Source organism: Enterobacter sp. I4 (genome assembly GCF_022669095.1).
GTDB lineage: Bacteria > Pseudomonadota > Gammaproteobacteria > Enterobacterales > Enterobacteriaceae > Enterobacter > Enterobacter pasteurii.
In genome coordinates, this window is sequence record NZ_JALBUO010000001.1 from 2,352,756 (window position 1) to 2,374,716 (window position 21,961).

20 protein-coding genes and 1 pseudogene are annotated in these 21,961 nt (G+C 50.8%); 6 read left to right on the forward strand and 15 right to left on the reverse strand.

Annotated elements, in window-relative coordinates:
• Positions 1-23: 23 nt before the first annotated feature.
• From MOQ06_RS11130 to MOQ06_RS11145, 4 genes are all read right to left on the reverse strand, one after another.
• Positions 24-785 carry an OBAP family protein gene (locus MOQ06_RS11130; RefSeq protein ID WP_148419421.1) on the reverse strand — a complete coding sequence of 254 codons (762 nt, stop codon included), beginning with the start codon at positions 783-785 and terminating at the stop codon, positions 24-26.
• 287 nt (positions 786-1,072) lie between these two features.
• Positions 1,073-2,443, reverse strand: a complete 1,371-nt coding sequence (locus MOQ06_RS11135) for a TolC family protein (protein WP_242172951.1) — start codon at positions 2,441-2,443, stop codon at positions 1,073-1,075.
• A gap of 3 nt (positions 2,444-2,446) precedes the next feature.
• On the reverse strand, positions 2,447-4,387 hold the full coding sequence (locus tag MOQ06_RS11140; protein WP_148419419.1) for a MacB family efflux pump subunit: 1,941 nt from the start codon (positions 4,385-4,387) through the stop codon (positions 2,447-2,449).
• A complete protein-coding gene (locus MOQ06_RS11145) occupies positions 4,384-5,571 on the reverse strand; it encodes an efflux RND transporter periplasmic adaptor subunit (RefSeq protein ID WP_193356124.1) in 1,188 nt (395 codons plus the stop codon). The genes MOQ06_RS11140 and MOQ06_RS11145 overlap by 4 nt, the downstream gene beginning before the upstream one ends.
• A 392-nt stretch (positions 5,572-5,963) precedes the next feature.
• On the opposite strand from MOQ06_RS11145, the gene MOQ06_RS11150 reads away from it, so the two are divergent.
• Positions 5,964-6,770: a DUF1460 domain-containing protein gene (locus MOQ06_RS11150; RefSeq protein ID WP_148419417.1), complete on the forward strand. Its 807-nt coding sequence runs from the start codon at positions 5,964-5,966 to the stop codon at positions 6,768-6,770.
• A 147-nt stretch (positions 6,771-6,917) separates the two neighbouring features.
• Here MOQ06_RS11150 and MOQ06_RS11155 read toward each other — a convergent pair.
• The 5 genes and pseudogenes from MOQ06_RS11155 to MOQ06_RS11175 all read right to left on the reverse strand — a co-directional run.
• Positions 6,918-7,163: pseudogene (locus tag MOQ06_RS11155) on the reverse strand (IS1 family transposase); the annotation flags it as partial.
• A 429-nt stretch (positions 7,164-7,592) separates the two neighbouring features.
• The gene (locus MOQ06_RS11160; RefSeq protein ID WP_242172953.1) at positions 7,593-8,291 is read right to left on the reverse strand and encodes a class I SAM-dependent methyltransferase; all 699 of its coding nucleotides are present in this window, start codon (positions 8,289-8,291) and stop codon (positions 7,593-7,595) included.
• A complete protein-coding gene (locus MOQ06_RS11165; RefSeq protein ID WP_242172955.1) occupies positions 8,281-8,751 on the reverse strand; it encodes an Rrf2 family transcriptional regulator in 471 nt (156 codons plus the stop codon). The genes MOQ06_RS11160 and MOQ06_RS11165 overlap by 11 nt, the downstream gene beginning before the upstream one ends.
• Positions 8,752-9,195: 444 nt before the next feature.
• Positions 9,196-10,164 carry a hypothetical protein gene (locus MOQ06_RS11170; protein ID WP_242172957.1) on the reverse strand — a complete coding sequence of 323 codons (969 nt, stop codon included), beginning with the start codon at positions 10,162-10,164 and terminating at the stop codon, positions 9,196-9,198.
• Between the two features lie 316 nt (positions 10,165-10,480).
• Positions 10,481-11,209, reverse strand: coding sequence for a YiiX/YebB-like N1pC/P60 family cysteine hydrolase (locus tag MOQ06_RS11175; protein WP_242172958.1), 729 nt, complete (start codon positions 11,207-11,209; stop codon positions 10,481-10,483).
• Between the two features lie 550 nt (positions 11,210-11,759).
• On the opposite strand from MOQ06_RS11175, the gene MOQ06_RS11180 reads away from it, so the two are divergent.
• Positions 11,760-12,296 carry a GNAT family N-acetyltransferase gene (locus tag MOQ06_RS11180; RefSeq protein WP_242172960.1) on the forward strand — a complete coding sequence of 179 codons (537 nt, stop codon included), beginning with the start codon at positions 11,760-11,762 and terminating at the stop codon, positions 12,294-12,296.
• Between the two features lie 105 nt (positions 12,297-12,401).
• Here MOQ06_RS11180 and MOQ06_RS11185 read toward each other — a convergent pair whose 3' ends face one another.
• Together MOQ06_RS11185 and MOQ06_RS11190 are read right to left on the reverse strand one after the other, a co-directional pair.
• Complete coding sequence (locus MOQ06_RS11185; protein ID WP_242172963.1) at positions 12,402-13,670, reverse strand: Y-family DNA polymerase; 1,269 nt, start codon at positions 13,668-13,670, stop codon at positions 12,402-12,404.
• Between the two features lies 1 nt (position 13,671).
• Positions 13,672-14,091: a translesion error-prone DNA polymerase V autoproteolytic subunit gene (locus tag MOQ06_RS11190; protein ID WP_148419413.1), complete on the reverse strand. Its 420-nt coding sequence runs from the start codon at positions 14,089-14,091 to the stop codon at positions 13,672-13,674.
• A 324-nt stretch (positions 14,092-14,415) separates the two neighbouring features.
• Here MOQ06_RS11190 and MOQ06_RS11195 point away from each other — a divergent pair, with 324 nt between their 5' ends.
• Positions 14,416-14,655, forward strand: a complete 240-nt coding sequence (locus MOQ06_RS11195; protein WP_148419412.1) for a DinI family protein — start codon at positions 14,416-14,418, stop codon at positions 14,653-14,655.
• 552 nt (positions 14,656-15,207) lie between these two features.
• Here MOQ06_RS11195 and MOQ06_RS11200 read toward each other — a convergent pair.
• Together MOQ06_RS11200 and dcp are read right to left on the reverse strand one after the other, a co-directional pair.
• On the reverse strand, positions 15,208-15,513 hold the full coding sequence (locus tag MOQ06_RS11200) for a hypothetical protein (protein ID WP_242172966.1): 306 nt from the start codon (positions 15,511-15,513) through the stop codon (positions 15,208-15,210).
• 110 nt (positions 15,514-15,623) lie between these two features.
• The gene (gene dcp / locus MOQ06_RS11205) at positions 15,624-17,657 is read right to left on the reverse strand and encodes a peptidyl-dipeptidase Dcp (protein WP_242172969.1); all 2,034 of its coding nucleotides are present in this window, start codon (positions 17,655-17,657) and stop codon (positions 15,624-15,626) included.
• Positions 17,658-17,800: 143 nt separating this feature from the next.
• Between dcp and ydfG the strand changes: the two genes are divergently transcribed.
• Together ydfG and MOQ06_RS11215 are read left to right on the forward strand one after the other, a co-directional pair.
• Positions 17,801-18,547 (forward strand): bifunctional NADP-dependent 3-hydroxy acid dehydrogenase/3-hydroxypropionate dehydrogenase YdfG, encoded by a 747-nt coding sequence (ydfG, locus tag MOQ06_RS11210; RefSeq protein ID WP_148421099.1) that lies wholly within the window; start codon positions 17,801-17,803, stop codon positions 18,545-18,547.
• A 90-nt stretch (positions 18,548-18,637) separates the two neighbouring features.
• Entirely contained in the window at positions 18,638-19,324 is a 687-nt protein-coding gene (locus MOQ06_RS11215; RefSeq protein ID WP_176610443.1) for a GntR family transcriptional regulator, read from the forward strand.
• Between the two features lie 35 nt (positions 19,325-19,359).
• On the opposite strand, the gene MOQ06_RS11220 is transcribed toward MOQ06_RS11215, so the two are convergent.
• The gene (locus MOQ06_RS11220) at positions 19,360-19,791 is read right to left on the reverse strand and encodes a universal stress protein (protein ID WP_148421095.1); all 432 of its coding nucleotides are present in this window, start codon (positions 19,789-19,791) and stop codon (positions 19,360-19,362) included.
• A gap of 287 nt (positions 19,792-20,078) precedes the next feature.
• Here MOQ06_RS11220 and ydfZ point away from each other — a divergent pair, with 287 nt between their 5' ends.
• Entirely contained in the window at positions 20,079-20,282 is a 204-nt protein-coding gene (gene ydfZ / locus MOQ06_RS11225; protein ID WP_148421092.1) for a putative selenium delivery protein YdfZ, read from the forward strand.
• A gap of 44 nt (positions 20,283-20,326) precedes the next feature.
• Here ydfZ and MOQ06_RS11230 read toward each other — a convergent pair whose 3' ends face one another.
• Positions 20,327-21,790, reverse strand: coding sequence for a mannitol dehydrogenase family protein (locus tag MOQ06_RS11230; protein WP_242172972.1), 1,464 nt, complete (start codon positions 21,788-21,790; stop codon positions 20,327-20,329).
• Positions 21,791-21,961 lie beyond the last annotated feature (171 nt).

Below are 21,961 nucleotides of genomic sequence, written 5' to 3' on the forward strand. Positions count from 1 at the left end.
GGTATTCCTGAAGGTTTTTGATATCAGAAATGGCTTGTGTCTCCCTGGCCATGCTCACCTGAACCTTTAACCCGCTTAAGCTGGATCTCTTCACCACGTTGCCAGGCATCAGCGCCCTTAGCAACCGGGTGCGCCACAATATCCTTACGTTCTTCTTTGATGGCTTGCGTGCTCACGTCAAAGCGTCGATCTCTGTCCGCCAGCAGTTTGGGGTCTAACTGCCCTTCCCCGGTAAAGCCCATCATCAGTGCCGGAATGCCGAGCGGCAGCTTTTTATCGCGGTCGGTGTGCCAGGTATGCCAGGTCTTGCCGTAGGTATTCACAATTTTGCTCATCAATGCTTTGTCAGCCACTGCAGGTAAACCTGGCGCAATCAGGCTGCCGGATTTCACTTCATATTGATGGCTGTGCCACAATTTTTTTTCTTCCTGCGGCAGTGTGTTAAACAAACGTTCACTAATGATGTACTCAACGCCCATTAAACGGGCATCTTTGGTGTTACCGTCGTAGATCACCGCCTGCATCACGTCCTCATTCAGGACGGTTACATAATGATGGGCTTCCATCTGGCCATTTTTATCGCCGCTATAAAAATGGAAACCGTCAAGGTAGGCACTAATTGCATCAATGGGCGGACGGGACTGGATAAGCTGCGCACCGGCTTCAAGCGTGCTCGTCCCGACGGAGGTTTTTGCACCCGGAACAGGCGTATTTGAAGGGGTATTGTTCGCGCCGCAACCCACCAAGGTCAGGCTCGACAATAATAAAAGCGATAATGGTTTCATTGACCCTCCCTGTAAAAGTCGCTTTACTGAAAGTAGTACATTCGCGCAGACACGCCAGGAGAATTTTTATTAAACCATCGGGCAAACGGGCGTACCTTCTGTTTAAGAACACCATTTATATTTATGCCCGGACGCTATAAATCTTTTAAACCATCTGTTATCCGGTAAATAGTCATTTAACTACCATCACTGTGAATTTATATGACGGAAAATCAGCGAAATAGCCAAACTGATGCGCCGTGAGCAGCAAATCCATTTGCTGCCGGACGTAAATGAGTCTGCATAATTCAGATGAAGGATACCGAACCGCCGAACTCCATATAAATTTTTGCCAGATTATTTAACTGGTTAAAGCGATTTTCGCTCAGTAACAGTTCGGCCTGACGGCGTTTCTCCTGGGCATCAAGCCAGAAAGAAATTCGCACCGCGCCCTGCCGGTAGCGAACTTCGTTTAGCCTCTCTGATTTTTTCGCCAGTTCCAGACCTTCACGGAGAAGCGTCTCCTGTTCCAGGAGTTGATGACGCAAAGCAAGCGCATCTTCTATGCTGCTCATCGCCTTGTAAAGTTCCTGCTTAAACTCCAGAACCCGTTGTTCGTAGTCGTTGCGGGCAATCTTCACGTCCATGCCCCTTTCTCTCCATTCCAGGAACGGCAGGGTCAGGTTTGCTCCAACAGAGCCTACAGGATTTTGCAGGAAGGCCATGAGGGTGCTGCTGCTGGTGCCAAGCGAGCCGGTCAGACTAAACGCTGGATAAAATTCAGTACGCTGGACGTCAACGGTGGCCAATGCTTCCCTTACCCGCCACTCTTTAGCGCTGATATCTGGCCGATGCCGCAGCACGTTGACCGGAATTTTTTCACTGACCTGCGGCAGTGGCCCCATGGGTAACGCTTTCGGTTCGACTATCGAGCTGCCCGGCGCGGTACCAAGCAAAACGGCTTGCTGATTGAGCACCTGTAAACGTTCATTCTTCAATGCCGCCAGCCTGTTTTCCTGCGAAAGTACGCCCTGCTGAGCATCCACAACATCCAGAGAGGAAGCGCCGCCCGCGGCATAACGCGCCTTAGCCAGGCGCAGCGTCTCTTTTGCATAGTCGATACTTTGTTGCAGGACAGACAGCTGCTGGTTAATAAAGCCTAAACGCCAGTAATTATCACTGGCATTTGAAAGCAGCGTCAGGCGGGCAGCGCGGAGATCCTCTTCCGAGGCAAAACGTGCCCACACCTTCGCGTCGCGCTGCCGCGCTATTTTGCCCCACAGATCCAGCTCATAGCTGGTATTAATATTGGCAGAGCTGCTCCTGCTCCAGCTGGCTGAGCCGTTCAGCTGTTTTTCACCTTTAAGGCCGAGCGAACCTTTGAGTCCCGGATCGTTTGCGATGCCAATCCGCTCTTCGTCCAGTCGGGCGCGATAAACACGCAGTACCGCTCCAGCGACATCGTTATTGCGCGCCATAACCTGCCGCAGCCAGCCGTCGAGGTCTGGATCGTTAAAGGCCTGCCAGTCGAACGGCACCTTCTCTTCCGCAGCATCCGCCTGATACCAGCTGGCAGGATATTTCACCTCAGGAGGCTGATAATCGCTTTTCAGAGAGTTTGCGCAGCCAGCGCTAAGCAGGAAAGCAAGACATACCGTTAAAGGAAATACTATTTTCATGGGTTACTCGCTGGCCAGTGAAACGACCGGATCCATCCTTGCTGCCTTACGGGCAGGGAGATAACCAAAGATCATGCCGATTAACGTTGAGCAGAAGAAGGCGGCAGCAGCGGCCTGCCACGAATAAATGGCGGTGAAAATGCCGCCTGCCAGCGCGGTGAACAGCGCTCCGGCGGCATACGACAGGGCAATACCTAACGCTCCGCCTATTAGACATACCAGCACAGCCTCAATCATAAACTGCTGCATGATATCGCCCTGACGCGCACCGACCGCCATTCGCACACCAATCTCATGGGTCCGTTCAGTGACCGACACCAGCATGATATTCATCACCCCAATACTGCCAATCATCAGCGAGATGCAGGCCACCATCAGAATCAAGATGCTAAAGGTCATTGAGGTCCGTTCGATTGATTGTCGAATCTGCTCGTAATTATAAAGCTGGAAGTCTTTCACGCCGTGGCGTTGGGTCAGAAGCTGAGAAATAGCGCTAACCGCAGCCTCGTTGGCAACATCATCCTTAAGCCTTACGCTGATGCTGGTCAACACCGGTTTTCCTGTCATTCGGTACATCACCGTGCTGTAAGGCATCCAGACGTTTATGCGATTAGGCGCATAGCTTCGGCTGTTCCCTTTGGCGATGCCGACAACCCGTGCAGGCACTGAACCCAGAAAAACGATTTGCCCAAGTGCCTTTAGTCCTGCATCGTCAAATAACGCCTTGCGGGCGTTTTCATCAATGATGACCTCCTGCAAGGCATTTCGATCGTCCCGGAAAGTTGATCCCTGCATCAGTTCAATACCGTTTACGCGAAAATGATCGCGCCCAACGCCATTGATCGTGGCGGTAGCGGATTTACCGAGAAAGCGAATGTTGTCTGAAGCGTTAACTTCGGGGCTGACGCTGTCAACAAACCCCTGCTTTGCTAATGCTTCGGCGTCTGCCGGGACCAGCGTACGAATGCCTTCGGTGCTGTCGTCAAAGAAATCCCTTCCCGGGTAGATGCTCACCACGTTGGTTCCAAGCTCCTTGATATTCTCAAGGGTTCGCTGTTTCGCGCCTTCACCCAGCGCCACGACCGTAACAACCGCGGCGATACCAAAAATAATGCCCGTCATGGTTAACGTCGTACGCAGGCGATGCGCATTCATCGCTTTTAACGCCATGTGCAGGGATTCACGGGTACGGTCAAAAATACTTTGCCACCAGCTCTGCTGAACGCTGTCTGGTGGTGTAAGGGCAACCCCGGAAGTAACTCGACTACCGGTATCAGAAATAATTTCACCGTCACGCAGCTCAATAATACGGTTAGCATGCTGCGCTACCTTCATATCATGCGTCACCATAACCACGGTATGGCCACGCTGATTCAGTTCACTGAGTATTGACAGCACTTCCTGACCGGACTGCGTATCCAGCGCGCCGGTTGGTTCATCCGCCAGAATGATTTCACCGCCGTTGATCAGCGAACGGGCAATACTGACACGCTGCTGCTGGCCGCCTGAAAGCTCTCCCGGCTTATGATGTTCACGCCCTTCCAGCCCGAGTCTACCAAGCAGAGTAGCCGCGCGCAGACGGCGCTTTTCGCGCTCACTATTGGCATAAATCGCCGGAATTTCAACGTTACTTAACGCGCTCAGGTCGGGCATTAAATGATAACGCTGGAAGATAAAGCCGATGTGCTCCCGACGGATCCTTGCCAGATCGTCAGGTGAAAGCTGGGCGGCATTTTGACCGCTGATATAGTAGTCGCCACAATCAGGGACATCGAGACAGCCCATAATATTCATCAGGGTTGACTTACCGGAACCGGAGGCGCCGATGATCGCTACCATCTCCCCTGCTGCGATAGTCAAATCAATCCCTTTTAGCACGGTGAGATCCTGTCCACCGTTCCTGTAGGTGCGGCTGATGCCCTTGAGTTCTATGATATTACTCAAGATACAAACCCTTCCCCGGGCGCTTTTTCACCCGGCTGCGATAACACAACATGTTCCCCAACGTTTAAACCTTCCAGGACCTGAATATCCACACTGTTAGTAATGCCGGTTTTGACCTCGCGGGTTTCCAGCCGGTTATCACTGGTTAATACCTGCACCTGCTGCTTGTTGCCATTAACTTTGTGAACAGCCTGAATCGGCACCAGCAACGTATTTTTAGCTTCTCCAGACAGCAAGGACACCTGTGCTGTCATGGCAATTCGCAGACGGTTTTCTGGATTGGGAACATCCAGCAGCGCGTTGTAGTACACCGAAGCATTTGACGTGCCTGACCCCGAGGCTGAGCTACTGCTGGCCAGGGTATCATCTTTCATAACCGACTCAGGTGCCAGTTCAACGGTACGTAACGTGGCGTCATAATGCTTATCCGGCTCCGAAAAAATGGTGAATCTGGCTTTCTGTCCCGGTGAAATTCGCGTGATATCCGCCTCAGAGATCTGGGCTTTAATTGTCATAACGTCCAGACGAGCGAGTTTGATAATGGTCGGCGCACTTTGGCTGGAGTTAACCGTTTGGCCCTGTTGGGTGACAACGGCAATAACAATGCCGTCCATTGGAGCAACAACTTTTGTATAACCCAGATCGACCTTTTTCTTATCGACATCAATTTGCGACTGGACGAGTTTGGCGTTCAATGCCGATAGCTCAGCGCGAGTAGTCGCCAGCGTGGTTTCAGCCGTTTCGAAATCTTCCCTCGAGCTGGCATCCTCGTTTAGCATCTGGCGCTGGCGCTTAAAACGCAAAGAGGCTTGCTTCAACTGCGCCTGCTTAGCCTGAAGCTCTGCTTTGACCACGTTGAGAGCGGCCTCGGCGTTGCGTAAATCATTACGCTGCGGTACGTCATCAATTTCAGCAATTAGCTGTCCTTTCGTGACGCGATCGCCTAACTTCACTTTCAGCGACTTAACCTGGCCAGAAACCTGTGCCCCAACGTTGACCCGCTCAATCGCATCAATCCGACCGGTAGCAAGTACGGCGTTTTCAATATCGCCGAGGCGTACTGGAGCGGTAACATAATCAGGAACCTGTGGGCTTTTCAGGAAGAAGAACAAGGCGATGCTAAAAACAATTAGCAGAGCCGCAGCACAGGCCAATACGCGACGGGGTGGGGATTTTATTAACATGGCGCAGGTTTTCCATAACGATAAAACATTGAATCAGGCATCATCGTAACATCGCCAGTATTTACCGGAGGTAAACGCGCTGCGCTATTTGTCGAAAAGCGTAATCGGGCTCCTCCACCCCGCAATCAATTACGTAGCCGCCAGTAAACCGCCGCCAGCCAGGGGTTCTGCGCCGGAATCGACAAAATGTCCGACAACCATTTGCATTCAGACATCACCGAGCGATCGGCCCCCACACGATAACCCTGCTGAGTCAGGTCGTATGATGGCCTTCACATTTTTCACTTTCCAGTTCCTGATTTTTCAATCGGGAATCAACCAGTAGCGGTTTTTTATATCAATTACGTTCGTCTTTCTTAAAGGTAAAAATCTCACCTGCACCTTTAAGGAATATGATTGTGAACGTAAAAGCATGGACAGTTTTACTGATGTCGGTATGTCTGACTTCCTGTGCCACACCCCGTACAGAGAAATATCAGACCATCATGGACAGCGTGACGGCGGAAAAAGTCAGCCGGATAATCCGGTCGGACGTCATCCCTTCTTCAGGTCAAAAACACGGGGAAATTATCAGCCGCGTGTCGGCTGCTTTTCTCGGTACGCCTTACCAGGCTGACACGCTCATCGGAGGGCCCGACACTCCCGAAGCGCTTGTCGCGAATTTCAACGGCGTGGACTGCTTTACGTTGGCAGATTACGTCGAGGCGCTGACGCGCAGCCATGACAAGACAACATTTCTGCATAATCTGGCGGAGGTTCGTTACACCCAGGGGAATGTTGACTATCTCAGCCGCCGGCACTTCTTCTCTGACTGGTTCGCCACGCAACCACGCAATGCCCGGGACGTTACGCCGGAGATAAGCCCTGACTATGCTGTCGTCGACAAGCAGCTTAACCGCAAACCGGATGGGGGTGAGTACATCTCCGGCCTGGGCATACATCCCCGTAAAATTAATTATATTCCTGGAAACGCCATCACTCTGCAGGTGCTGGACCGCTTGAAAACCGGAGATTATGTCGGCGTCTATTCTCCGCTTGAGGGGCTGGACGTTTCGCATGTGGGGATAGTAGTCCGCCACGACGGTCGGGTATGGTTCAGAAATGCCTCCTCGCTGGCCGCAAACAGAAAAGTGGTGGATTCGGCGTTTCTGGAATATATGCGCGCGAAACCGGGCATCGTCGTTCTGCGAGCTGAGTGACCAGCCCATCATCGTAAGTATGGTATTAAACGAGTTTTCGTTTGCTGTATAGACGCTTTAAGGAGTAGCAGTACACAGCAATCCTTTTTGATGATCGCCCTCTCGCGCGTCTGATCATTTTTGGCCTGCTGGAGTAATGATTCCAGTTTACGGATAGAGTTTTATGTTCGGATAATGCCCAGTGATTTTGTCATACAGTTTCACCGAAACTGAGAACTACAACGACTTTCTGCCTGGCTTTGCCAGAGGGTACCCCTGATTCAAGTTATGCCATTCACTTCGTTGCGCGTAATGCTTGCTTATAACACGCAGCTTTCCCTCCTGGCGTGATGCATACAGTTACCATCCGCCCGTTACCCATACCACCATATGAAAGGCCGATAGCAGGCTCATTGTGCATGTTTTGGAAGTCTGATGTGAGCGAACAGCGGAAGTTGGCATTTGATTTATATGCCAACTTAAAGGATGCCTACCGAAACTGTGGCGATTCAACTTTGCGATTGAGCCAAGCCTCATAAGCATAAACAAAAGCTCGCTAAAGGGCCTTTAAAGGCCTTTAAGGGTAAGGGAGGGAAGCGCGGGATTTGGGGTGAAGAAACGTTTGGTCATCTGCATTGGTAACGGTAACGTCCTCAGATTCCATCGAATGGTGAAATCCAGAGTCCCTTTCAGTCGTGCTGCTATCACTGACTAAGAACATCCAGTAAGAGCGAGAAGCGGACCAGAAACTGATCCGTTAATTACGTTGTGTAAGTTGATCGTTATGGGGCTGAGCATTTGGCCATGTCTTCAATTTACATCCTGTTCAGGGTTACTCCTGTTTCAGGAAACAGGCTTTCTTGCAACCCATCCACGAATTAACAGTGACTGGAAAAACTGTTGCACAGAGCTGAATCCAGCTTCTGATATAAGCCGTTCCGTTTGTGCCGGTGGCAGCAGAAGCAGGCGTTCGATCATCTGGCTGCGGATCTCTTCAGGATCACGTTCAATATTGCTGGCGCCGGAGTGCAAACCTGCCCAAGCGGCCAGCATTTCGTCAAAGTCACTGGAATCCATATCGCCTGCAATTTCAGCCACGATCATACTGCCGCCAGTAACCAACTGTGCATTCATTTGCTCGTAAATATCGAGCCGACGGTGATCCTGAATAAAGTGCGTTACCAGCAGGCAAAGCACAGCGTCGAAATGCCCGGTGGCCGGGACATCTGACAGATAGCCTTCAATCAAGGTACATCGATCATAACACCCTTCCTGATGCATTTTCTCTGCGCAGACGGCCAGCATATCAGGTGAAGGATCAATGCCGGTAAAAGACCATCCAGAATGTTGACGAGCCAGGCTGCTTATTTCAGTACCGGTTCCTACCCCCACACACAGTATTCGAGCATTCACAGGAAGATGCCGAAGCAGAACTGAAATCAGGAAACGCAGATTGTTGGATACAGCATTCAGAGGCTCGTTATATTCGTCATAACGTCTGGAGAATTCCTGGTTAAAGATGTCATTCGTATTATTCGCCATCGGGTCGTTCCTTATTGAAGGTGGGGCAGATAAAACGCTCAGCGCTAAGCAGTTGAAGATTGTCGACAAGTTGTTCAAGCGTGATGTTTTCCAGACGGGATAGAATTAACGCCTGTGCTTCTTCGCAAACGTCAGTAATCAAACAGTTGACCGCAGTTTCAACCCTGCAACCCGGTGATTCTGTCCGGTGATTCAGGGCTATCAATGGCGACTCTCCAATCGCATGCCATATCCCGGCTAAATTGATCTGCGAAAGTTCAGCAGTCAGTTTCCATCCGCCACCTGAACCTTTCTCTGAGCTGACGTAGCCTTTTTTACGCAAACCCGCCAGTGTCCTCCGGATAACAACTGGATTGGTTTGCATAATGTGTGATAGCACATCTGAGGTGACTGGCTCTGGGTTTGCAGCCATATGCAGGAGTACGTGCAGAATGCCGGAAAATTTACTGTCTCTTTTCATGTAACTTACAATATTACAAATGAGTTTATTTTACAAACACAGCCGTTTTAATCCGGGTATTAATGTGTAACTAAGCAGCAGTGAGCGCTTCAGGATGAGCAAAAATCGTTTTGTTAATCACTTACCTACCGCTGCTTTCATTTGCGTCTGGTTCAATGGCACAGGCGGATATGGGGGAGATACTGCTAATGTTTGCCAGCGACCCGACGCGGTTCGCTCGGGTCATGGACAGGGTGGCGGACTTCATTAACAATGCAACTGGCAATGATGATAAATCCCTAATGTAAAAATCGGTGCGTGGTTGTAAGTTAGAAGGGGGAAGGCCTGTGGACTTCCCTTGGTAGGTTTAGTGTCCGTTGTGAGCGAGGAGCGGACGTTATGCCTGTAGTAAATAAACCTGAAAACAGTGGTTTTAAAGTGCCTTGGTGATCAGTAGCAATGAAATTACCACTTGATATCAGTAATAAACTCAGGACAGTTTGTAGCCACTAAAAAGTCCAAGCATTGCTTTGTGGGTTCATATACTTGCCTAGAGACTAAAGCCCCGTCAGGATGTTGCATGTCTGGCACTTGTCGATCGATATCATAAAAGTTATGAGTAATTTCTTTCGCTTTGAATATTTTGGGGTCTAATGGAGTTGTGGCGAACGGGTTGTAGTAGATGTGTAAACCGTCTAAATGCGTTTCTATCCAATCTGAGGAATGGCAAACACTTGTATCTGAGCCAAAAACCAGGTCATCATGTAATATCCGATTGGTGATCAGGTAATTATACCGACTGAGCCTATGAACCTGCCGACCTTTATTTTTCATACCTTCCTTAGATATGAATTCGTTCATTCCCATCGTTTTAAAACGAGTAGATCTTACTAGCCGCCCAGTACCACTTTCGATCAAGGCTTTACCAAGCGTACCAGTAGTGGAGAATATTACCGCACTGATCTCTTTATAGGAATCATTCGTAAAGATTCCGACTTCAATCTTTGCACCATTGGGCTTGAAAATTGAACTTACTGTTCTCTGTTTACCTACAGTAAAATCATTCATGTCAGGCACCTCTATTCCAAACAACACCCGATTAATCATCGTATTATTTTGGGACAAAGACATCCTGCTATCAAACGGGGCAATGGCGATAACAAAGGGATTACCTTTCACATGCTCCAGTGAAGAGTAAGAATTCTTTTTCTTCTCACTGCCTGTAAAAAGATCTTTCTTATCTTTTAACTTGCCTATTAGTTTGATAGTGGAATGCTGAGCATAGGTTTCCTCATCCATTTCCTCCTCGTCTTTAGTTAAAACCTTACTTCTATCAGATATTACTGCTTCGACATTGAACTGATGCCCCCCGGGTGTAGTCACGCAGAAATCAGGTCTGTCTTTTGTATAATCGACTGAATATCCCAGCTCCATGAATACTTTGTTAAGATACAGCTCCCAAAACGATGAGTTAAATGTGGTCTGGAATTCGACAATAAATTTACGCTACTCCCCAGCCCTTCCCAACAGGCCTTCTCCCCATCCCTGCAGAACTTTATGGACAGGTTGGTAATATGGATCTTCAAGTATTGATTTGAACTCGTCACAAATTGGGACTTCTATTTTAATTACTTTGAAAAGATCCATTTTAATTCCTTACTGGGTTAGGTAGCTCACAATACTTCTAGAGATCTGGATTTCAAGTTGTAAAAATCATTAGCTTAATCCTAAGTCACCGTTGCAGATATGTCTAATATTTCTTATATGGTAACGTGTCATTTTCATCCCAAAAATCAAGAGTTCTAGATTCACTCAACTCCCTCTTCACTTTATCAAATAATTTTGAGACGCCTTCACTCCCAGTCTCCGCCGATATTATAGTGGCTGCTTCACTTAAATCTTTACGCATCTGACTTAAAATGTGTCTTTTTGCTAAAGAATCTTTAATTGCATTGTGGATAAAGCGATACTCAAACTCATTTTCTTTAATTTTTTTTATAATTTGGTGATATTCACTTGTAACATCCTCCCATAGACCTAACTGATCCGCTTCCTTATCAAAATGAGCTGGAGCAACCTTACTAGGGTCTTTTCCGTTAAGGATTTTTATATTAGCCTTCATGTATATTTTAGCAATTAACTCTGAGCAGAAGGATTTATTATCAACACCTTCCATCATATACTTTACATTATACTCTTGGCGAAGAAAATAAAGAGCAGCCTTAGCAAGATTTTCGGTATCTTGCTCTGTCAACCCCAGTAACCTTATAACTTTCCACTCATCTTTTATATCTTTAAGCTCATCAAGCAAAAAAGCCAAGTGCACACCATTATCACCGGTTGAATGAATGATAGAACCATCACCCAGATAGAATTCGACATGGCTTGATTGTGCCTTTGGGTATAATATTTTTTGAGCATTAACTATCGCAGTTGAAGATTTGCTGCCACCACGAACAAGAAAGATATCTCCAATCATCACATCCACCATTAAATGTTTTGTATAGTGCAATAAATAGACTTTCCTAACAACGATTTCTATATAACATACCTCAACTATCGTCAAGACGGCAACAGCCGACGCTAGGCTGTGTCCCTTAACCTCCCTACACACTAAAAAGCGCTTTAGGAATCATTTCCAAAACGTGATTTTTGGTTGAGCATTGAGCGTTTTCAGGACGTCACTTATCGCTTGAGAGTATTTTTGCACAGTTATAACAATGTTGATTTATACAAAAATAGTTACGGGACACAATCTCATATCAATAACCCGGTCCTCACCCCCTCTTAGGCACAAACTCCACGTTAACAATGTCCTCTTCTGGCAGGGAGCGGACACGGTAACTGGGTTGGAGTTCCACTCTGGGCGATCTGCGGACATAGCGATATTCAAATCTGTATCCAGCATCGAAATTTTTGCCAACAGACCTGTAAAGTAAATGATGCGTGAGATGTTGCGAACCTACTTTTTCCTTACTATAAAAACAGATATCCAACTTTGCTAATGACTCTTTATTTAGGAAGTAGTTTTGCAACTTCAACCCACCCGACTGTATCTTCGTCCCGTAACTGAATCTGACCTGGATGATCTTTTCAGAATTTATGGTGACCCGGCTACGAACACCTTTAACCCTGCAGGGCCGTATCCTGACATACAGCACGCACAAACTGTTTTAGCTCGCTGGATTAACCACTGGGAAACTCACAATTTTGGAAACTGGGCAATTTCTTTGAAGGATAGCCCGGAAAGAATCATCGGTTTTGGCGGTCTGAGTATCAGCAGTTATGCGAATTTATTAATTAATAATTTAGGGTATCGTTTCGCCACCGAGGCATGGGGAAAAGGTCTGGCGACAGAGTTTTCGAAAAGCTCTGTCAGATATGGATTTTGTGAATTAAAGCTAACCGAGATATCTGCCGTAGTGAGAGGTAACCACGTGGCATCGCAGAAAGTCCTTCAAAAAGCTGGGTTGCAATACATCAAAGAGATTCATGATGTGAAAGACGCGCCGCCGAGTCTGCTTTTTTCTCTTACGCACGGTGAATGGTTAAGACAATCAATGTGAGCATATTTACTCTAAATCATTAATTCAAAAGAATCGTTCTACGGCGCTTTGGAAAGAACCAACGTCCGTCATTGGCACAAAGCAGACTAAAACAGCCATTAACATTCATCGAATCCTCAGTAAATCTGAATAGCGGGTCGTGTATCGCGGCGAAAGCATTTCACGCTTCATCTGCCATTGCTGCTGTATGCCCTGCCCGGCAAAGTAAAGCGTACCCTTTCCATCCTTCGCGTTCAGACGATCCAGCACTTCCATCAGCTTTTCGCTTCCGGCACGCGGCGCGCTGTTGTCAAACAAATTGAGCTGGGCAACGCCCTGGCTGAAGAAGTCCCCGAGCATAATGCCGGCTTTCTGGTAGCGGTGGCCCTCCTTCCAGATTTTATCGAGGCACTTTACGGCAGCGTTGATAATGTCGCGGGAATCCTGAGTGGGCGTGAGAAGCGTCATTGAGGCACTCTTGCCGTAATAGGGCTCGTTCAGCGCGAATGGGGAGGTCTTAACGAACGCCGAGATAAAGCGGCAATACTGGTGCTCGCCGCGTAACTTCTCAGCGCCGCGGGCCGCATAGCTGCATATAGCCTGACGCACCTGCTCGTATTCTGTGGCGCGCTCACCGAATGACCGGCTACAGACGATCTCCTGCTTTGTCGGTGCAAACTCTTCCAGCTCGAGGCATGGCTCGCCGCGAAGCTCCCGGACCGTTCGCTCCAGCACCACATTGAAGTGCTTGCGGATAATCCACGTGCTCTGCTCTGAGAGATCCAGCGCCGTTTTGATGCCCATCGCGTTGAGCCTCTTGCTGATGCGCCTGCCCACGCCCCACACGTCCTCTACCGGCACGATAGCCAACAGCCGGCGCTGGCGGTCGATATTGGATAAATCCACTACCCCACCCGTCTGGTGCTGCCATTTCTTCGCCGCGTGATTTGCCAGCTTCGCCAGCGTCTTCGTCTGGGCGATGCCAACGCCAACCCTCAGGTGCGTACGCTTCAAAACCGTGTCGCGGATCTCCTTGCCAAAGTCAGTCAGATCCCGGCAGTTTCGAACCCCGGTGAGGTCACAAAAGGCCTCGTCAATGGAATATATTTCGACGCGAGGGCTTATTTCTTCCAGCGTGGTCATTACCCGGTTGGACATGTCAGCGTAAAGTTCGTAGTTGCTGCTGAAGCAAACCACGCCGGCGCGCCGGAACAACTCCTTCTGCTTAAAGTATGGTGCACCCATCGTCACGCCAGCGGCTTTGGCCTCTGCGCTGCGCGCTATCACACAACCGTCGTTATTTGAGAGGACAACCACCGGTCGGCCTTTCAAATCTGGCCTGAATACCGTCTCGCATGATGAGTAGAATGAGTTCACATCACAGAGCGCAAACATATCAGCTGGCCGATTTAACAATAAATGTAACCACGCCGAAGACGTCCAGCGTATCTTCGCTGCCAACGATAATCGGCGAATAAGCGCTGTTCATCGGATTGAGCTGAACGGTAGGCCGCAGCTGCAGGCGCTTAACGGTAAATTCCCCTTCCACCGCGGCGATGACGATATCTCCGTGCTCGGCCGTTCGGGAGCTATCCACCACCAGCAAATCGCCGTCGCTTATTCCCCCCTCAATCATCGAATCACCCGCGGCTTTCACGAAATACGTCGAGCTGGGATGAGCAACGAGAAGCTCATTCAGATCGATGCGCTGTTCCACATAGTCGGCAGCCGGGCTTGGGAATCCGCACTGAACTAAATCGCTGAAAAGTGGAAGCGCGATAATCTCACGCAGTTCTGCAGGTCTGATAAATTCCATTACGCATACCTCTGCTACTGTTTTTATATACAGTAGTTTTGTTTTGGAGCACGCGCAAGGTAGCTGAACCGCAGCGACTGTTTAAACCTTCACCGTTTCGCTTGTAAGTTTCTCTCTGGCTTCGAATTATGGTTTTTGTAAATTTTACGCTTAAACGCTTCGACTGCTCGTTTTAAAGACTAAATGAATAGATTGTCATCAACGCGACAAGCTGAAGGACGGCATGGCACTTCTTTAGCCGGAATGTCGTTTGACTGTACCAATATACAGTAGTATTTTTACGTTCAGACTGAATCGCATAATTAATATTCATAAGGAAAAAAGATGTTTGTTGAACTGGTTTATGACAAGCGCAACGTACAGGGGCTGGAGGGAGCCAGGGAGATAATTCTGGCTGAACTGACAAAACGCGTGCACCGGATTTTTCCTGATGCCAGCGTCAAGGTTAAGCCGATGCAGGCGAACGGCCTGAATAGCGATGCCAGCAAAAGCGACCGGGAAAAGCTGAACCGTATGCTTGAGGAAATGTTTGAAGAGTCAGACATGTGGCTGACGCATGAGTAACAGGCGTTTAGTGACAAGGAAACCCGCTATAGCGTATGCCGGAGTTTCCCTGTCATCGACGTCAAATAAAGGTGGGACAGATGTTTATTAATATCGCTTCATTGTGTTGACTGGTGCCCTTTCTGACCAGTCGGGCCTCTCACCAGCCATAATGGCACGCTGTTGTGATGGCGTCACAGACTGGGTTATTTCAGGCATTGATTTATATTCAGGTTGTTCAGGAGGGCTAAGAACCAGATCGGAACTACAGCCTGACAGAAGAAAAAAAACGAATACAGATGAATTAAACTTAAACACTTCAACCCCTTCCAATGGGACAACATTTTGCAGACAGAATGTGGTGTCTCCCGGTGTCGTTGCCCGAGTCAGCAAAGACATGCGCATACCCGCAGAGGGCAGTTGCCTGGAACGCCCTTTGGCACAAAACATTCACCACAAGAATAAATTATGCCGCATTCACTTTCCCAGTCAATGTTACTCATGGGTAAAGCCGGTTTATTCTCGCTGGCTCTGTTCCCGTACCTGACTCTATGGTGAAACAAATACGTTATCCTAAAACGTGTTCCGTGGTATCGCCAGTAAGTAAAGCATGGCGAAAAACAACGATCCCCAATACACCGAGTCATATCGATAAGGGTCAAAGTCAATATGTAAAAACCCTCTGAAAAATTCGTGGCCATTTGCAAAGATATTTATCTGAACGGTTGCCATAGCAATAACGAACACCATATAGGCAATAAATGGCGGGTATTTATGGAGCCTGTTAACTTTTAACTTCCCCAGGTAACGCAAGAAAAAAACTGCAACAGACACAATAAAATAGACCGCAGCAGGCCAGACAGGTTGGACAATCTCCATGATTTATCTCCAAAGCCGAATGTTTCTATCCTTATTGTCTTCTCGGTTAAAACAATTTCAGGCAATAAACCGGGCTTCACGCCCGGTTCTGTCTTCAGCCAGTAATGCCTTTACTCACTCAATCCACGATTCTCCAGCATCGGTTCGATCTTCGGATCGTGCCCGCGCCAGTTCCGGTAAAGTTCAGCTAAATCAGTGCTGTTGCCGCGCGACAAAATCGCCTCGCGGAATTTCTGTCCGTTTTCACGCGTCAGGCCGCCCTGCTCGACAAACCACTGGTAGCCATCGTCCGCCAGCATCTGCGTCCACAGGTAGGCGTAATAGCCCGCCGCGTAGCCGCCGCCGAAGATATGGGCGAAGTAGCTGCTGCGATAGCGCGGCGGTACGGCAGGTAGATCCAGCCCCTCTTTTTTCAACGCGGCGGCTTCGAAGGCAACAACGTCCTCCACCGGCTCCTGAATGCCGTGCCAGTTCATATCCAGCAGCGCGGCGCTCAGCAGCTCCGTCATGTCATAACCCTTGTTAAACTGGGTCGCGTTGAGCATTTTTTCCCGCAGCGCATCCGGCATTGGCTCACCGGTTTGATAGTGACGGGCAAAGTGCGCGAATACCTGCGGATGGCTGGCCCAGTGTTCATTGATCTGCGACGGAAATTCAACGAAATCACGCGGCGTATTGGTACCGGAAAGCGTGGCATACCGCTGGCTGGCAAACAGGCCATGCAGCGTGTGGCCAAACTCGTGGAACAGGGTAATCACATCATCCCAGGAGAGCAGCGCGGTCTGCCCGCTGGCTGGTTTTTGATAGTTGCAGACGTTGTAGATAACCGGGCGCGCGGCAAATTCGTAAGACTGCTCAACGAAATTCCCCATCCACGCGCCGCCCGCTTTGGAATCACGCGCGAAGAAATCGCCGTAAAACAGCGCCATGCCTTCACCGGTGCAATCGAAAATCTCCCACACGCGAACGTCCGGGTGGTAAACCGGTATATCAAAACGCTCGACAAAACGGATGCCGAACAGCTGCGTGGCGGTCCAGAACACGCCCTCTTCCAGCACCGTATTGAGCGCGAAATAGGGTTTGATTTGCGACTCGTCCAGCGCATATTTTACCGAGCGCACGCGTTCGGCATAATATGCCCAGTCCCAGGCCTGCACCGCAAAGCCCCCCTGCTCGTCGTCAATCACCTTCTGAATATCCGCCTGCTCCAGCGCGGCCCTGCTGCGCGCCGCGGGGACAATCCCGCGCATAAACCCGAGCGCGGCGTCCGGCGTTTTCGCCATCTGATCGGCAATACTCCAGCTGGCATAGTTTTCAAAACCGAGCAGCTGCGCCTGCCTTGCCCGTAAGGCGGTCAGCCGACTGATCGGGCCGCGCGTATCGTTTTCGTCGCCTTGCTGAGTGCGTTCCCAGCCCGCATAAAATAACTTTTTTCGCGTCTCGCGCTGCGCCAACGCCGCCAGCGCAGGCTGTTGCGTGGTATTCAAAAGCGGGATCAGCCAGCGATCCTTCAGCCCTTTTTCCGCGGCAGCGTGGGCCGCGGTGGCAATCTCCTCCGCGCTGAGTCCATCAAGCTGGCGAACATCGTCCACCACCAGCCCTCCCGCCCTGTTCGCGGCCAACAGGCGCTGGTTGAACTGGCTGGTCAGGGTGGCAGATTCGGTATTCAGGGCTTTCAGCTCTGCTTTTTCATCGGCATTCAGGCGCGCGCCCGCGAGAACAAAGTGCTGATACGTCTCCTCTACCAGGCGGCGGGATTCGGCGTCCAGCGCGTCGCGATCCTGCCAGACGGCTTCCACGCGGGCGAAAAGCGTATCGTTAAGCCAGATATCGTTCGCCAGACCGGCCAGTTCGGCCGAGAACTGCTCGTCCAGCGCCTGGAGGTCATCGTTGGTGTGTGCGGACGTCATGGCGAAAAACACGCTGCTGACGCGCGACAGCATGGCCCCGCTTTTTTCCAGCGCGAGCACGGTGTTATCGAAGTCCGGCGCGGCGCTCTGCGCGATGATCGCGTCAATTTCCGCGCGCTTAAGGCGCATTGCCTCATCAAAGGCCGGACGATAGTGGCTGTCGTTGATCGCATCAAAACGTGGTGCCTGATAGGGCAACAGGCTACTTTCAAAAAACGGATTGTTGACCGACATCGTTTACTCCTGAGCACGGTATTTCTCCCCAGAGTAGGCCAGCCAGCGCTGGCCTGCAACGATGTCATACAAATGTTGCCTTAACGACGTGCCGGAGAGCGTGCTATGTTAGTACCACACAAAAAGCGTTGAGGAACAGTGAGATGATTATTTTAGTTACCGGGGCGACAGCGGGTTTTGGTGAAAGCATCACGCGTCGCTTCGTCGCCAACGGACACAAAGTGATTGCAACGGGCCGTCGTCAGGAGCGCCTTCAGGAGCTGAAGGACGAGCTGGGCGACAGCATCCTGACCGCACAGCTGGACGTGCGCAACCGCGCCGCCATTGAAGAGATGATTGCTCACCTGCCTGCCGAATGGCGCGAAATTGATGTTCTGGTCAATAACGCCGGCCTGGCGCTGGGCATGGAGCCTGCTCATAAAGCCAGCGTGGAAGACTGGGAAAACATGATCGACACCAACAACAAAGGGCTGGTGTACATGACCCGCGCCGTGCTGCCGGGCATGGTTGAGCGCAACCGTGGGCACATCATTAACATCGGTTCTACCGCCGGCAGCTGGCCTTACGCGGGCGGCAACGTGTATGGCGCAACCAAAGCCTTCGTCCGCCAGTTCAGCCTGAACCTGCGCACCGACCTGCACGGCACCGCCATCCGCGTGACCGACGTTGAACCAGGCCTGGTGGGCGGAACCGAGTTCTCCAACGTGCGCTTCAAGGGCGATGACGCGAAGGCGGATAAAACCTATGAAAATGCCAACGCGCTTACGCCGGAAGACATCACCGAAACCGTGTGGTGGGTCGCCACCCTGCCGAAGCACGTCAACATCAATACCGTTGAAATGATGCCGGTTAGCCAAAGCTATGCCGGACTGAACGTGCATCGCGGCTAAACTGCCCTTCCCGGCCTGCGGGCCGGGTATGTGACGGCATGCAAAAGAATGGTAGTATGTTCAGGTTAACTCTCTGAGAAATCATAATCCATGGCCGCTGAATCGCAACTTAATCCTACCCAGCCCGTTAATCAGCAAATTTATCGCATATTACGACGCGATATTGTTCGCTGCCTGATCCCGCCGGGTACGCCGCTCTCAGAAAAAGAGGTTTCGGTGCGTTTTGACGTTTCCCGTCAGCCCGTGCGCGAGGCGTTTATTAAGCTTGCGGAAAACGGCCTGATTCAGATCCGCCCTCAGCGCGGCAGCTACGTCAATAAAATTTCGCTTTCGCAGGTGCGTAACGGCTGTTTCGTACGCCAGGCCATCGAGTGCGCCGTTGTGCGCCGCGCCGCGACGCTCATCAACGACAACCAGTGCTACCTGCTGGAGCAAAACCTGCATCAGCAACGTATTGCCATCGATCGCAAACAGCTAAATGACTTTTTCCAGCTGGACGATGAATTTCATCAGAAGCTGGCGCAGATTGCCGAGTGCCAGTTAGCCTGGGATACCGTCGAGAATATTAAAGCCACCATTGACCGCGTGCGCTATATGAGCCTCGACCACGTGTCTCCGCCAGAAATGCTGCTGCGCCAGCATCACGATATTTTCAGCGCGCTGGAAAAACGCGACGCGGAGGCCGTAGAAAAAGCGATGACGCTGCACCTCCAGGAAATTAGCGAGTCGGTACAGTTAATTCGTCAGGAAAACAGCGAGTGGTTTAGCGAAGAATAAAGCCTCGCCGCCCCCTTTCGGTTGCGGCGACGCGTTTAACGGACCACTAATACCGGAATAGTGGCGTAACGCAGGATAGTTTCGGCATTTGAACCAAGCAAATGCGTCGTGATGCTCGGATTTTTTGACCCGATGACGATGACGTCATATTCCCCCTCTTTGCTGAGCTTGATTATTTCGTCGCGTACGTTGCCGAAGCGTACCTCGCAATCAATATTCTCCGGGGCCATATCAAACAGGCGTTTCAACGCCTTCATTTTCTTGTCGGACTCGGCGGTCATATACTCTTCGAACTTCTTAATATCCGCGTTGAAGCCCCGAAGTAGCGAACGGCTGCTGTTGGGCAGAATGTTGACCAGCGTAATTGTCGCACCTTCCGCCTTCGCGAGGTTGACCGCGTGGCGTACCGCTTTGTCGCTTAAATCCATTTCAAACACGTCAACAGGCATCAAAATTTTCTTGTACATAAGCCTGACTCCTTTTCCGGTGAAGGGTTATTTCCTGCTTCAAGAATGGCATTACGGATATAAACGAACCCTAAACGCTTACGCGTCGAAACTATCAGTTTCGTAAAAGAACTGTCCGCTTTGTAAAGGGATGTGCTGAACCGTCAATGCCGCCCTCAAATAAGAAAAAAGTGTGAGCTTGATCAAAAACAAATAATTTTGGCGAAGAGAGGCGTATTAATAGTGCCCCGTGAACGGCAGCCGCTGAAATAGCGCCGTAACGGATAAGTGAGAGAGGAGAAAATACCATGATGACATACGACCGTAACCGAAATGCAATCACCACCGGCAGCCGCGTCATGATTAGCGGTACGGGCCAGTTCGGCGTGATTAAAGCGATCCACAGCGACGGCCTTAACGCCGAGCAGGTGCGTCGTAGCAAAACGGTTGAAGTGGAAGGATGCGAAGGTAAGTTCGAGCCGATTGAGCTGATTCGCCTGGGGATGCACTAAGCTATGCCCCGACATGCCGCCGCGAACGGCGGCATGTCATAGCATTAAAGCCGGGCGGCGTACTCAGCAACCGTGGCTTTCGCCCCTTTTTGCAGTAACGTTTGATAGGCCTGCATAACAGCCCCCACAAAAACGGCGTCCTGCGGCAGTTCGTTGCCAAAAACAGACTCAATGCCCAACAGCGCGTTAACGCGGCTTTCGCCCTCGGCGCTGCCGTTTACCGCCGCCTGTATCGCCGCCAGCTGCGGGTCGCTCACCTCAATGGCGTTACCCTGCTCATCCACCCCGCCGACATAACGCATCCAGCCCGCCACGCCCAGCGCCAGCAGCGGGAAAGGCGTCTGGTGAACCAGGTGCCAGCGCACGGGATCCAGCATGCGCTGCGGCAGTTTCTGGCTGCCGTCCATGGCGATTTGCCAGGTGCGGTGACGCAGCGCCGGATTGCTGTAGCGCGCGATCAGCAGGTCGGCATAGTGAGCTAAATCAACGCCCTTCACCTTCAGCGTCGGGGCCTGCTCGTTTAGCATCAGCGCGCGGGCGGCGGCGCGGTAGTTTTCGTCTTCCATGCAGTCGTTAATGTGCTGATAGCCCGCCAGATACCCGAGATACGCCAGGAACGAGTGGCTGCCATTTAGCATACGCAGCTTCATCTCTTCAAACGGAATAACGTCAGAAACCAGCTCCGCCCCCGCCTCTTCCCACTGCGGACGTCCGGCAACGAAATTATCTTCAATGACCCACTGGCGGAACGGCTCGCAGGCCACGCCTGCCGGGTCGCGTACGCCGGTCAGCTGCTCGATTTTATCCAGCGTATCGGCCGTGACGGCGGGCACGATGCGATCCACCATGGTGGACGGGAAGGTGACGTTAGCTTCAATCCAGTCTGCCAGCTCGCCATCAACAGCGCGCGCGTAGGCGCAGGTAACATTGCGCATCACGTGGCCGTTCTCCGGCATGTTATCGCATGACATCACGCTGAATGCCGGTAATCCCGCTGCCTTACGACGCGCCAGCGCTTCAACCACGACGCCAGGTGCAGATTTGGGCTGCTGCGGGTTTTGCAGGTCTGCAACGATTAACGGATGATCGAGCATCAGTTTTCCGGTTGCCGGGGAGTGGCAATACCCTTTCTCGGTGATGGTCAGTGAAACGATGGCAACCTGCGGCTCGCACAGCGCCGCCAGCACGGCTTCCAGCCCGTCGACCTGCGCATGTAGCGCGCTTTTGACGACGCCAACCACGCGTGCCGTCCACGCATCGGCAGACATTTCTGCCACGGTATAGAGGTTATCCTGCGCCTTAAGATCGGCTATCTGCTGTTCGCCGCCAATCAGGTTAATTTCACAATAACCCCAGTCGCTGCCGCGATCGGCGGCAAGAATATCGGCATACACCGCCTGATGCGCGCGATGAAACGCGCCGAATCCAAGGTGAACAATGCGGGTCTGAAGCGCGTCGCGATTGTACTGAGGAAGCGTGGCTTTAGCCTGTAATAACCGGTTTTCCATGATTGTGACTCGTTTGATAAAGGAAGCTGAGAACCGCTGCCGCTCTTCGTGAGAGCAACAGCGCCTGTTGACTACACCAACTAGAATGGCAGCGTCATTATTGTGTCTTGCCGATCACCATACTGGTTACGCTGCCGTGAACATTGATTTACATTAACTTTCGGCTAACTG

Bases quoted from the DNA above. Each gene is read 5' to 3' on its own strand.
- MOQ06_RS11130 (WP_148419421.1), bottom strand. From the start codon at position 785: ATGAAACCATTATCGCTTTTATTATTGTCGAGCCTGACCTTGGTGGGT.
- MOQ06_RS11135 (WP_242172951.1), bottom strand. From the start codon at position 2,443: ATGAAAATAGTATTTCCTTTAACGGTATGTCTTGCTTTCCTGCTTAGC.
- MOQ06_RS11145 (WP_193356124.1), bottom strand. From the start codon at position 5,571: ATGTTAATAAAATCCCCACCCCGTCGCGTATTGGCCTGTGCTGCGGCT.
- MOQ06_RS11150 (WP_148419417.1), top strand. From the start codon at position 5,964: ATGATTGTGAACGTAAAAGCATGGACAGTTTTACTGATGTCGGTATGT.
- MOQ06_RS11160 (WP_242172953.1), bottom strand. From the start codon at position 8,291: ATGGCGAATAATACGAATGACATCTTTAACCAGGAATTCTCCAGACGT.
- MOQ06_RS11165 (WP_242172955.1), bottom strand. From the start codon at position 8,751: ATGAAAAGAGACAGTAAATTTTCCGGCATTCTGCACGTACTCCTGCAT.
- MOQ06_RS11170 (WP_242172957.1), bottom strand. From the start codon at position 10,164: ATGGAGCTGGGATATTCAGTCGATTATACAAAAGACAGACCTGATTTC.
- MOQ06_RS11175 (WP_242172958.1), bottom strand. From the start codon at position 11,209: ATGATTGGAGATATCTTTCTTGTTCGTGGTGGCAGCAAATCTTCAACT.
- MOQ06_RS11185 (WP_242172963.1), bottom strand. From the start codon at position 13,670: ATGTTTGCGCTCTGTGATGTGAACTCATTCTACTCATCATGCGAGACG.
- MOQ06_RS11190 (WP_148419413.1), bottom strand. From the start codon at position 14,091: ATGGAATTTATCAGACCTGCAGAACTGCGTGAGATTATCGCGCTTCCA.
- MOQ06_RS11195 (WP_148419412.1), top strand. From the start codon at position 14,416: ATGTTTGTTGAACTGGTTTATGACAAGCGCAACGTACAGGGGCTGGAG.
- MOQ06_RS11200 (WP_242172966.1), bottom strand. From the start codon at position 15,513: ATGGAGATTGTCCAACCTGTCTGGCCTGCTGCGGTCTATTTTATTGTG.
- dcp (WP_242172969.1), bottom strand. From the start codon at position 17,657: ATGTCGGTCAACAATCCGTTTTTTGAAAGTAGCCTGTTGCCCTATCAG.
- ydfG (WP_148421099.1), top strand. From the start codon at position 17,801: ATGATTATTTTAGTTACCGGGGCGACAGCGGGTTTTGGTGAAAGCATC.
- MOQ06_RS11215 (WP_176610443.1), top strand. From the start codon at position 18,638: ATGGCCGCTGAATCGCAACTTAATCCTACCCAGCCCGTTAATCAGCAA.
- MOQ06_RS11220 (WP_148421095.1), bottom strand. From the start codon at position 19,791: ATGTACAAGAAAATTTTGATGCCTGTTGACGTGTTTGAAATGGATTTA.
- ydfZ (WP_148421092.1), top strand. From the start codon at position 20,079: ATGATGACATACGACCGTAACCGAAATGCAATCACCACCGGCAGCCGC.
- MOQ06_RS11230 (WP_242172972.1), bottom strand. From the start codon at position 21,790: ATGGAAAACCGGTTATTACAGGCTAAAGCCACGCTTCCTCAGTACAAT.